Source organism: Micromonospora sp. NPDC049529, from assembly GCF_055586685.1.
This window is the reverse complement of sequence record NZ_JBVJHT010000003.1, coordinates 203,793-214,811: the sequence shown is the minus strand read 5'-3', so window position 1 is coordinate 214,811 and position 11,019 is coordinate 203,793. Positions and strand designations below refer to the sequence as shown.

Genomic DNA, 11,019 nt, shown 5'->3' with positions numbered 1-11,019 from the left:
GCACCGGCTACCCCTCCTGAGTGGGACCGGGCTCCGTGGTCGGCTTCCCCCCGCTCCCCCCCCCCCCCCCCCCCCCCCCCGCCGAGGTGGCGCAGCCGGTCGACGTACGGCGCGACGGCGGCGAGCATCGGCGGCCGGTAGTCCATCGCCTGCTCCACCGAGTCGGTGACCAGCACCTCCGCCAGGTCCAGCAGCTCCGGCCCGAACTCCGCCCGGCCCTGCTGCTTGAAGCCGACCACGTTCACGTGGGTGCCGGGGGCCAGCTCGGCCGGGTCGACCACCGGGGTCGGGCTGTCGGTGGCGAGCACCACCACGTCACGGTCCCGTACGGCCGCACCGGGGTTGCCCACCGCGTGCGCGGGTATGCCCAGTTCGGCCCGGACCCGGGCGGCGAACGCGTCCCGGACGGCCGGCGTACGGCAGTGGACGGTCACCTCGCGCAGCGGGCGTACCGCCGCGATCGCCCAGATCTGGGCCCAGGCCTGCCGGCCGGCACCGAGCACTCCCAGGGTGGCGGCGTCGGGGCGGGCGAGGGTGTCGACCGCCACCGCCCCGAGTGCCCCACTGGCCCGCGAGCCGATCTCCTCGCCGACCGCGATCGCCCGGATCCGGCCGGAGCCGGACTCGTGCAGCACGACGACCTGCTCGGCGCCCGCGTGGCCGAAGGTGTCGTAGGAGCGGAACCCGTACCACTCGTCGGCCAACTGCCCGGCGGCCGTGACCAGGCGTCCTCCGCGCAGGGCGGCGGACGCGCGCGGCGGCGCGACCAACCGCCCGGTGTACGCGGCCAGCAGCGCGGCGCGCATCGCGGCGACGGCGGTCGGACCGTCGAGCCGTTCGGCGACCTCGTCGTCGGTCAGTAGCAGGGTCATGGGGAAATCCTGATAGTTGAACCGGACTTGAGGTCAAGTCGACCGAGTGAGGTTTCCCACACACCGGTTCGGGGTCGGCCGCTGGCTAGACTGTGCCGCAGGTGGACGCTGTCGCGTACGCCCCGGACGAGCGCGTGCCGTACCCGGCCAGGCAAAGACGGCGCGCAGACGGTGATGACCACACTTGACCTGATCGAGGTCCTCGGTGCCCTGCTGATCCTGGCCGCGTTCGCCGCCAACCAGCTGCGCCGGATGGACCCGCACTCCGTCCGCTATCTCCTGCTCAACGTCGTCGGCGCCGGCATCCTCGCGGTGCTCGCCGCGACCCACCGCTCCTGGGGCTTCCTCCTGCTGGAGGGCACCTGGACCGTCGTCTCCCTCATCTCCCTCACCCAAACCCTCCGCCACCGCCCCACCCCCCGCCCCCACCCCGACCAATCCTGACCCCTCTTGTAGAGAAAGAGGCGCTATCCGACGCGCGATAGCCCCTCTTTCTCTACAACTGCGCGCGCCTGGGTGGGGGCGGGGCGGGGGGTTAGTTGGGGTCTTCGCCTTGGAGGGTGGAGAGGACGTCTTCGAGTTCGTCGGGTTTGATGAGGACGTCGCGGGCCTTGGAGCCCTCGGAGGGGCCGACCACGCCTCGGGTTTCCATCAGGTCCATCAGGCGGCCGGCCTTGGCGAAGCCGACCCGCAGCTTGCGCTGGAGCATCGAGGTGGAGCCGAACTGCGAGGTGACCACCAGCTCGATCGCCTGCACGAGGATGTCCAGGTCGTCGCCGATGTCCTCGTCGACCTTCTTCTTCGTGTCCTTCGCCGGGGCGAGCACGTCCGGCCGGAACTCCGGCTCCCGCTGGTCCTTGCAGAACTTCACGATGTCGCTGATCTCGGACTCGTTGACCCAGGCGCCCTGGATCCGGACCGGCTTGGAGGCGCCCATCGGCAGGAACAGCCCGTCGCCCCGGCCGATCAGCTTCTCCGCGCCGGGCTGGTCCAGGATGACCCGCGAGTCGGCCAGCGAGGAGGTGGCGAACGCCAACCGGGACGGCACGTTGGCCTTGATCAGGCCGGTGACCACGTCGACCGAGGGGCGCTGGGTGGCGAGCACCAGGTGGATGCCGGCGGCGCGGGCGAGCTGGGTGATCCGGACCACCGAGTCCTCGACGTCGCGCGGGGCGACCATCATCAGGTCGGCCAACTCGTCCACGATCACCAGCAGGTACGGGTACGGCCGGATCTCCCGCTCGCTGCCCGGTGGCGGCTTGATCTGACCGGCCCGGACCTTGCGGTTGTAGTCGTCGATGTGGCGTACCCCGGCGGCGGCGAGGTCGTCGTAGCGCATGTCCATCTCGCGGACCACCCAGTCCAGCGAGTCGGCCGCCTTCTTCGGGTTCGTCACGATCGGCGTGACCAGGTGCGGGATCCCCTCGTAGCTGGTCATCTCGACCCGCTTCGGGTCGATCAGCAGCAGCCGTACCTCGTCCGGGGTGGCCCGGCTCAGGATCGAGACCAGCAGCGAGTTCAGGCAGGACGACTTGCCCGCGCCGGTCGCCCCGGCGATCAGGATGTGCGGCATCTTGGCCAGGTTGGCCACCACGTAGCCGCCCTCGATGTCCTTGCCGAGCGCCACCAGCATCGGGTGGTGGTCGCTGCCGGCCGCCCGGGAGCGCAGGACGTCGCCGAGCGCCACGTCCTCCCGGTCACTGTTCGGGATCTCCACCCCGACCGCGCTCTTGCCCGGGATCGGGCTCAGGATCCGTACGTCGGGGGACTTCACCGCGTACGCGATGTTGCGGGAGAGCTGGGTGATCCGTTCCACCTTCACCCCGTGGCCGAGTTCCACCTCGTAGCGGGTGACGGTCGGGCCACGGGTGAAGCCGGTCACCGCGGCGTCCACGTCGAACTGGTCGAAAACGCCGGTGAGGGCGGCGATCACCTCGTCGTTGGCCTTGCTCCGGGTCTTCGGCGCGGTGCCGCTGCGCAGCAGGTTGGCCGGTGGCAGGACGTAGTCGCCGCCGAGGCCGGTGATGGCGAGCTGTTCGGCCCGGGTCGGCGGTGGCGAGTGCTCGGGCGGCTCGGCGGCCTTGCGGGTGGCGGGGACCTTCGCCGGTGGCCGGCGGGGCACCGGGACCGGCTCGTCGGGGAACTCCTCGGCGTCGTACCCGTCGGGGTCGCCGGTGGAGCCGACCCGGCTGCCGCCGCGTCGCCGGGTCGACCGGCGGCGGGCCGGCGGTTCCTCGTCGGGGTCGGCGTCGTCGATCTCGTCGGCGTCGTCGTCGGTACGGGTGCCGCCGCCCCGGCCGGTGATCGCCTCGGCGAACAGTCCCAACCGCTGCGGGACCTTGTTGATCGGTGTCGCGGTGACCACCAGCAGCCCGAACAGGACCAGCAGCACCAACAGCGGTACGGCCACCCAGGGCGTGAACGCGTCCTCCAGCAGCCGGCCGATGCCGGCGCCGATCAGCCCACCGGCGTAGTCCCGTTCCTGGTTGTTCACCGGCTGGTGGCCGATGTGCAGCAGCCCGCCGGTGCCCAGGAACAGCGCCGACCAACCGACCAGTCCCCGGCCCCGGTGCTCCGGATCGGTCGGCACCCGCATCAGCCGGATCGCGCCGATCAGCAGCAGCAGCGGCAGGACCACGGAGATCGCGCCGAGGAAGAGCCGGACGGTGTCGGCCAGCCGGGCGCCGAGCGGGCCGGCGGAGGAGAACCAGACCGCGACCGCGGTCAGGATGGACAGTCCGAGCATGAGCAGCCCGGCGCCGTCGCGGCGGTGCTCCGGGTCGAGGTCGCGGGCGGTGGCGGCCTGCCGGCCGGCGGCGCGGAACGCCCAGCCGACGCCGTGCGCCAGCCCCATCCACATCGTGTTGACCGCGCGACCGACGAAGACCGCCGGTGGGGTGCGGGCCGGTTTGCGGGCCGCCGCGCGGGTGCGGGCAGACTGCTGGGCACGCGTGGGTTGCCGGGTACGTGAAGCGGCGGCGCCGCGCGTGGACGACCCGCTTCGGCGCCGGTTCGCCTGAGGGGTACGGCCCGCCATAAGGTCACACGTTAGCCCTGCCGTCGCGGATATCCGCGCTTTTACCGGTCGTGTCCGCGCCCGGTCGTCTGTGATGACGCCGACGGTGCGGTCGAACGTGCCAGACGGTCCGGTGCGAACTATGCCGGGTCGCGTGATCCGCCTAACATCACGGGCAGACCAACCAGCCCATCTTGCCGTAATGGGGGACGTCGCATGTCATCGCCGGGTTTCCCGCACTCCCCGGATGAGCCGGGTTTCCCGCACTCCCCGGATGAGCCCGTCGGGGCCGGGCAGTTGCAGACGCTGCAACCGCTGACCAACGACCTCATCGCGGCGGTGTTGAGCGCCCGGGGCTTCTCCTTCTACACGGATGGCGACGGTGACCTGGTCGGCCGGTGGGACGACAACCTGATCTACTTCTTCCGGCTCGGCCCGGATGGCGAGCTGCTCCAGGTACGCACGATGGCGGCGACGACGTTCCCGATCGAGCGGGTGCCCGAGCTGTACGCGTTCTGCAACTCGTGGAACCACGACCGGTTGTGGCCCAAGGCGTTCGTGCACGTCAACGACGACGGCAGTGCCCGGGTCTGCGGCGAGGTGACGGCCGACCTGGCCCAGGGGGTGACGCTGCACCAGCTCGACCAGCTGATCAACTGCGGCATCTCGACCGGTTGCCAGCTCGCCGAGTCCGCCGCCGAACTGCGGCCCTGAGCGCGGGGATCCACCATGGAGCAACGGTTCCGGGTCGACCTGCGCGGTGTCGTCGACCTGCTCAGCCAGCACCTCTACAGCAGCCCCCGGGTCTACGCCCGCGAGCTGTTGCAGAACGCCGCCGACGCGATCACCGCCCGGCGGGCGCTCGGCCCGGACGCCGATCCGGCACCCGAACCGGGGCGGGTCGTGTTCGAGATCGACCCGGACGGCACGCTCCGGGTCCACGACAACGGTGTCGGGCTGACCGAGCCCGAGGTGCACACCTTCCTGGCCAGCGTCGGGCGTACCTCGAAACGCGACGAGCTGGGTTTCGCCCGGCAGGACTTCCTCGGCCAGTTCGGCATCGGTCTGCTCTCCTGCTTCATGGTCGCCGACACCATCGAGGTGGTCTCCCGATCGGTGACCGGCACCCCGGCGGTGCACTGGACCGGCCACGCCGACGGGCGGTACACCGTCGAGGTCGACGACGCGGCCCGACCGGCGGTTGGCACCACCGTGACCCTGCGGCCCCGACCCGGCGGCGCGCACTGGTTCGCGCCGGATCAGGTCGCGGACCTGGTCCGGGCGTACGGGCACCTGCTCGACGTCGAGGTGGTCCGGCACGCCCCGGACACCGCCGAGCTGCGGCTGACCGAACCGCAGGCGCCGTGGGAGGTCGGCCACGACGACCCGGAGGTACGCCGGAGCGCGCTGCTCGACTACGGGGCGGAACTACTCGGCAGCCGCCCGATGGACGTACTCGACCTGCGGGTGCCGGAGGCCGGCCTGGTCGGCATCGGCTTCGTCCTGCCGACCGCCGGTGCGGTCCAGCCGGGCGGGCACCGGGTCTACCTGAAACGGATGCTGCTCAGCGAGAACGCGGTCGGGTTGGTGCCGGAGTGGGCGTTCTTCGTCCGCTGCGTGGTGGACACCTCGGTGCTGCGGCCCACCGCCAGCCGGGAGGGGCTCTACGACGACGACCTGCTGTCGCGGGTGCAGGAGTCGCTCGGCGGGCAGATCCGGGACTGGCTGCTGGATCTGGCCGTGCACCACCCGGACCGGCTGGCCGCCTTCCTGCGGGTGCACCACCTGGGCGTGAAGGCGCTCGCCGTACGCGACGACGAGATGCTGCGCCTGGTCGACGCCGGGCTGCCGTTCGAGACCAGCCGGGGCACGATGACGCTGCGCGCGTTCCGGCGCGGCGGCGCCCCGGTGCTGCGGTACGCCGAGACGGTGGACGAGTTCCGCGCGCTGGCCGCGATCGCCAGCGCCGCCGGCACTCCCCTGATCAACGCCGGGTACGCGTACGACACCGAGATCCTGGAGCGGCTGCACCGGATCGACCGGTCGGTGACCGTACGGCGGTTGGATCCCGGTGAGCTGGCCGCCCGGTTGGAGCCGTTGCCGACCGAGCAGGAGGCGGGGCTGGCGACGTTCCTCGGGGTCGCCCGGGGCGTGCTGGCCGAGTTCGGGTGTGTGCCGCTGATCCGGCAGTTCGACCCGGTGACCGTACCGGCGTTGTACGTGGTCAGCCGGCGGGCGCACGAGCAGGAGTCGGTGACCCGGAACCTGGCCGAGGCCGACGAACTCTGGTCCGACGTGCTCTCCGCCTTCGCCGACGTGAAGATCGAGCACCGCCCGGAGCTCGTGTTCAACTGGCGGCACCCGCTGATCCGGCGGATCACCGCGGGCCCGCCCGGCGCCACCCTCCGGCACGGCATCGAGGCGCTGTACGGACAGGCGCTGCTCGCCGGCCACCACCCGCTGCGCGCGGTCGACACCGCCGCCCTGAACCGCTCCTTTCTCGCCCTGCTCGACCGCGCCTTCGCCGGCCCGCCGGCCGGCACCGGCGCGCTGCCCGCCGCGGATCCGCCCCCCGAGGAGATGTCATGACCGCCCGCCTCTCGTGCCGCGAGGACGCCGCATGAGCGAACGAAGTGAGCGAATCAGCAGGCTCAGTGCCAGGACGGCTCACGCTGCCGGTGAGCGAAGCGAGGCGGCGGCATGAGCGAACGAAGTGAGCGAATCAGCAGGCTCAGTGCCAGGACCGCTCATGCTGCCGGTGAGCGAAGCGAGGCGGCGGCATGAGCGAACGAAGTGAGCGAATCAGCAGGCTCAGTGCCAGGACCGCTCATGCTGCCGGTGAGCGAAGCGAGGCGGCGGCATGAGCGACCAGGATGAGTTGATCGAGGCGTTGGAGGACGCCCGGGACCTGCCGGACGGCGACGGGAAGATCGCCGAGTTGGAACGGATCGTCGCCCACGCCGACGCCGCCGGCAACGTACGGCTCGGTTTCGACGCCCGGTTCGCCGTGATCGACGCGTACAACAACCACACCGAGCGGTGGCGGATGCTACCTCCGTTCAGTTGGTGCCTGGCCGCCTTCGACCGTGACCCGTCGCTCTTCGACGACTGGGACGCGGAGATGCTGCGCTGGTACCACAAGTGGGCGATCGCGGCGCTGCGCAGCACCCCGAGGGTGGGGCTGGCGCAGACCCAGGCTGCCCTGGACGATCTCGAACGGCGTTTCCGGGCCGGCGGGCGCAGCCTCCAGGCGGTCTACAACCTGCGCTGCCGGGTCGCGGACCACCTGGGCGACGAGGCCGGGGCGCGGGAGTGGCTGGGCAGGTGGCGCTCGGCCCGCCGGGACGAGAACAGCGACTGCGCCGGGTGTGACCCGTCCCGCCAGGCCGAGCTGCTGGCCGGCTGGGGTGAGTGGGAGGAGGCGGTGAACACCGTCGAGCCGGTCCTCTCCGGGGCCCTCGGTTGCGCCGAACAGCCGGAGAAGGCGCTGGTCACGGTGCTGATCGCGTACCTGCGGCTGGGGCGCTACGACGAGGCGGCCCAGGCGCACGTGCGGGCGTACCGCCGGCACCGGCACGAGCGGGACGCGTTCCCGTTCCTCGCCGAGCACCTGCGGTTCTGCGCCCTGACCGGTCAGCACGAGCGCGGGCTGGAGATCCTCGGCACCCACCTGGGCTGGCTGGACCGGCCCTACGACGACTCGTCGGCGATGGAGTTCTCCGCGGCGGGCGCGCTGGTCTGCCGGCTCGCGGCGGAGGCCGGCGTCGACCGCAAGATCCAACGCCCGGCGTACGGCGAACGCGCCGCCGCCGACATGTCGCTGGCGGCGCTCGGTGCCGACCTGCTGGCGACCGCCCAGGATCTCGCCGGGCGGTTCGACGCCCGCAACGGCTCCAGTCACCAGTCTGGCCGGATGGCCGCCTGGCTGGCCGAACGGCCGGTGGACGCGGAGGTGGTGCTGCCGCCGGACGAACCGCCGGGCGACTGGGCGATGCCGGCCGCGTTGCCGCCGGAGGGGCGGCAGGACGTGGTGGCGCCGCTGCGGATCGAGGCGATCGTCGCGGTGTTGCAGGAGCGGGGCGACCACTACCTGGTGGACGAGGACGGCACGGTCGGTGGACGCTGGGGCTCGGCCGTGATCCAGTTCCAGCAGATCGGCGAGCGGCAGGAGATCCTGCACGCGCGGGTGATCGCCGACCGCCGGTTGGCGGCCGACCGGCTGGCCGAGGCGTACGAGTTCTGCAACTCCTGGAACCACGACCAGTTGCTGCCGAAGGCGTACGTGCACGACACCGGCGAGGGTGAGCTGATCATCGCCGGTGACGTCACCACCGACCTGGAGCACGGCGTCAGCGGGCCGCAGTTGGCCGCCCTGGTCAACGCCACGGTGGCGACCGGCGCCGCCTTCGGCGACGCGGTGGCCGACCTGCCCTGACGGCCCGATCGACGCCGACAAACGGCAGTCCCCTTCGTCGGGACTGCCGTTTGTCGGGCCGGTGACGGTCAGGCGCGCAGCGAGGGGCGCGGGACGCGTCGGCCGCGCAGGACGAACCCGGTCCAGGAGACGATCACGGTGATCGCGAGCAGGGCCTGGGCGAGGGCGGTGAGGCGTTCGGGGAAGAGCACGCCCTCGACGTACCGGTCGATGAAACCCTGGGTGGTGGCCGGGCCGACCTCGCCGGCCCGGCGTCTCGACCAGTGCTCGGCGTAGGTGAGCGGGCAGACCAGCTTGCCCACGACGACCGTCACCCCCCAGCCGGCGGCGACCAGGTGCGACCAGATCGTCCGCCGCCACCGCCAGGCGACGAACCCACCGAGCAGCAGGTAGGCCAGAAAGCCGAAGTGCACCACCAGGATCACCATGGTCAGCAACCGATAGCCCATGTACGCCTCCGCAGGCCAGGCTACGCAGCTACCGCCCCGCGGACCCTGGGTACGCGCACTCAACCCGGCGGATTTATCCGGTGCCGGCCCGGACGGAGAGCCCGACGAGTTGGTTGACCAGTCCCTCCCGCAGGTTGCTCGGGAACACCACGTCGGCGGCGGGGAAGCCCATCTCGCGGGTCACCGTGATGATCGCCTCGGTCGGCGCGACGTAGGGCCAGAGTCCGGTGACGATGACGAACACGGCACCGGCGAAGTGGGCGGTGTCCGCCGCGCTCAGGTGCGGCAGCCGCGCCCGGACCAGTCCGGCGAGCCGGTCCGTGTTCAGCGTGGCGCGGCGCCTGAACCTGCGGGCGTAGTCGACCGAGATGTTCCGTTCGAGGGTGCCGGCCATGTTGCTGATCAGTTCGCAGAGCAGGCGCTCGCCGGCCAGCGAGTCGGCGATGACGGTGGCGACCAGGATCTCCCGTGCGTACGGGCCCGGATCCGCCGCCGGTTCCGGGGTCTCCCGCAGCCCGGCGTTCTCCCGCAGCCCGGCGTTCTCCCGCAGTTCGATCTCGATGCGGTCCAGCCAGGCGGTCCAGGTGGCGTCCAGCACCTCCAGGAAGATCGCTTCGCGGCTGTCGAAGTAGCGCAGCACGTTCGACTTCGCCAGTCCCACCCGCTCGCTGAGTTCACGCAGGCTGATCTCCGCCACCGGCCGTTCGGCGAGCATCGACAGCGCGGTGTCGAGGATCCTGGTCCGGCGCAGTTCCACCTGCTCAGGACGCCTGGCGCGCTGAAATTCGGCGATCCCGTCCGTCATCTGCCGAGGGTATCAGCCCTGCGGTCTGTTGTTTACGGACCAGTGGTCCGCCGCCGTGCTGTCGCTGGGGCGGTTCGCGGTCGCGCCCCGGAAGACGCCACGCAGCACCCGGAGCATGATGCCCGGCGCGAGCAGGCTGGTCGGCGGGTCGATCAGGTTCAGCACGCGGATGAACGCGGCCCCGAGTACGGGATCGGCCGTGGCCGCCCGGTGCAGCCGGTGGATGTACGCGTTGACGAACCGGACCTTGGCCGTCCGGCGTCCCACCACCTCGGGAAAGCGCAGGTCGGTGCCGACCGCGATCGACCACGGCGCGTCGATCAGCCGGGCGGCTCCCCGGAAGAACCGGGGGGCCAGGTCCTCCGTGCCGCCGGCGAGCAGCTGCCGCAGCAGCAGCGCCTCCAGGCTCGCCACGGTCATACCCTGGCCGTAGATCGGGTTGAAGCTGCACAGCGCGTCGGCCACCACCAGGTAGCCGTCGGGGAACCGACGCAGACGCTCGTACCGCCGCCGGATGCTCGCCGGGAAGCGCATCTTCGCCGGTTGGCTGGTCGGGACGGCGCTGCGCAGGACCTCGGCGTACTCGGACCCGACGAGCGATTTCGCGAACTCGGCCATACCCTCGTCGTCGGTGGGCGGTTCCTCGCCGAGCACGCCGGCGAAGGCGACCGCGAACTGGTCATCCTCACGGACCGCGATGATCGCCGCCCGTGGCCGGCCCGGTACGGCGTTCGTCAGCACGCCCAGCAGGCCACCGATGTGCTGCGGCTCCCGCCGGTAGGTGCGGGTCACGTAGGTGACGTCGACGCGTACCAGTTCCTCGACCGGGCGCGGATAGCCGAGTTGGTCCAGCCAGAGCGGCGTACGGGAGGCCCGGCCGCCGGCGTCCACGATCAGGTCGGCGTCGATCGTGTACGCCTCTTCCGCGTCCGCCCCGTTCGGCAGCACCCGGACGCCGGTGACCCGGCTCCCGTCCGGTGTGCTGGTGAGCCCCAGCACCTCGGTCATGCTGAGGAACTCGACGCCGGGCAGCGCCGCGACCCGTGCCCGTACGGCGTGTTCGAGCAGTGGTCGGCTGATCCCGACCGCGAACAGCGACGACGGGGCCTGCCGCATCAGGTAGCCGTCGTTGTACCAGTGCACCCGCCCGTGCAGGTCCACCAGCGACGCACCACGCGACTTCAGCTCCTGGGTCAGGCCGGGGAACAACTCGTCGAACGCCTCCCGGCCACGCGCCAGCAGGACGTGCAACTGCCGGCCCTGCGGCACGCCGCGCCGGCTCGCCGCCTGGACCGGTAACCGGTCCCGGTCGATGACCACGACCCGGGCGTACGTGTCACTGAGCGCGCGGGCCGCGAGCAGCCCGCCCATGCTCCCGCCGACCACCACGGCACTGCCAGTGGATGCCATGCGCAGCACTCTATGTGCTGCAACGGTTGCGT

At 71.7% G+C, this 11,019-nt stretch carries 9 protein-coding genes and 1 riboswitch; of the genes, 4 read left to right on the top strand and 5 right to left on the bottom strand.

Going from position 1 to position 11,019, the window contains the following annotated elements; translation table 11 throughout:
- Positions 1 to 872: ornithine cyclodeaminase family protein (locus ACZ6QQ_RS06215; RefSeq protein WP_465874766.1), on the bottom strand; the 872-nt coding region annotated here is incomplete at its 3' end.
- Positions 873 to 970: 98 nt separating this feature from the next.
- Positions 971 to 1,039, top strand: a riboswitch (guanidine-III (ykkC-III) riboswitch).
- Between the two features lie 7 nt (positions 1,040 to 1,046).
- Between ACZ6QQ_RS06215 and ACZ6QQ_RS06210 the strand changes: the two genes are divergently transcribed.
- Positions 1,047 to 1,316: a CBU_0592 family membrane protein gene (locus ACZ6QQ_RS06210; protein WP_465874765.1), complete on the top strand. Its 270-nt coding sequence runs from the start codon at positions 1,047 to 1,049 to the stop codon at positions 1,314 to 1,316.
- Between the two features lie 91 nt (positions 1,317 to 1,407).
- Here the strand turns inward: ACZ6QQ_RS06210 and ACZ6QQ_RS06205 are convergent, their stop codons facing one another.
- The gene (locus tag ACZ6QQ_RS06205; protein ID WP_465874764.1) at positions 1,408 to 3,909 is read right to left on the bottom strand and encodes an FtsK/SpoIIIE family DNA translocase; all 2,502 of its coding nucleotides are present in this window, start codon (positions 3,907 to 3,909) and stop codon (positions 1,408 to 1,410) included.
- A 195-nt stretch (positions 3,910 to 4,104) separates the two neighbouring features.
- Between ACZ6QQ_RS06205 and ACZ6QQ_RS06200 the strand changes: the two genes are divergently transcribed.
- From ACZ6QQ_RS06200 to ACZ6QQ_RS06190, 3 genes are all read left to right on the top strand, one after another.
- Positions 4,105 to 4,602 (top strand): type III secretion system chaperone family protein, encoded by a 498-nt coding sequence (locus ACZ6QQ_RS06200; protein ID WP_465874763.1) that lies wholly within the window; start codon positions 4,105 to 4,107, stop codon positions 4,600 to 4,602.
- Positions 4,603 to 4,617: 15 nt separating this feature from the next.
- Entirely contained in the window at positions 4,618 to 6,477 is a 1,860-nt protein-coding gene (locus ACZ6QQ_RS06195; protein ID WP_465874762.1) for an HSP90 family protein, read from the top strand.
- Positions 6,478 to 6,748: 271 nt separating this feature from the next.
- Entirely contained in the window at positions 6,749 to 8,323 is a 1,575-nt protein-coding gene (locus ACZ6QQ_RS06190) for a type III secretion system chaperone family protein (RefSeq protein ID WP_465874761.1), read from the top strand.
- Between the two features lie 68 nt (positions 8,324 to 8,391).
- Here ACZ6QQ_RS06190 and ACZ6QQ_RS06185 read toward each other — a convergent pair whose 3' ends face one another.
- The 3 genes from ACZ6QQ_RS06185 to ACZ6QQ_RS06175 all read right to left on the bottom strand — a co-directional run bounded on the left by ACZ6QQ_RS06185 (position 8,392) and on the right by ACZ6QQ_RS06175 (position 10,987).
- Entirely contained in the window at positions 8,392 to 8,772 is a 381-nt protein-coding gene (locus ACZ6QQ_RS06185) for a DUF2784 domain-containing protein (protein WP_465874760.1), read from the bottom strand.
- Between the two features lie 73 nt (positions 8,773 to 8,845).
- The gene (locus ACZ6QQ_RS06180; RefSeq protein ID WP_465874759.1) at positions 8,846 to 9,577 is read right to left on the bottom strand and encodes a TetR/AcrR family transcriptional regulator; all 732 of its coding nucleotides are present in this window, start codon (positions 9,575 to 9,577) and stop codon (positions 8,846 to 8,848) included.
- Between the two features lie 12 nt (positions 9,578 to 9,589).
- Positions 9,590 to 10,987, bottom strand: coding sequence for an FAD-dependent oxidoreductase (locus ACZ6QQ_RS06175; protein WP_465874758.1), 1,398 nt, complete (start codon positions 10,985 to 10,987; stop codon positions 9,590 to 9,592).
- Positions 10,988 to 11,019 lie beyond the last annotated feature (32 nt).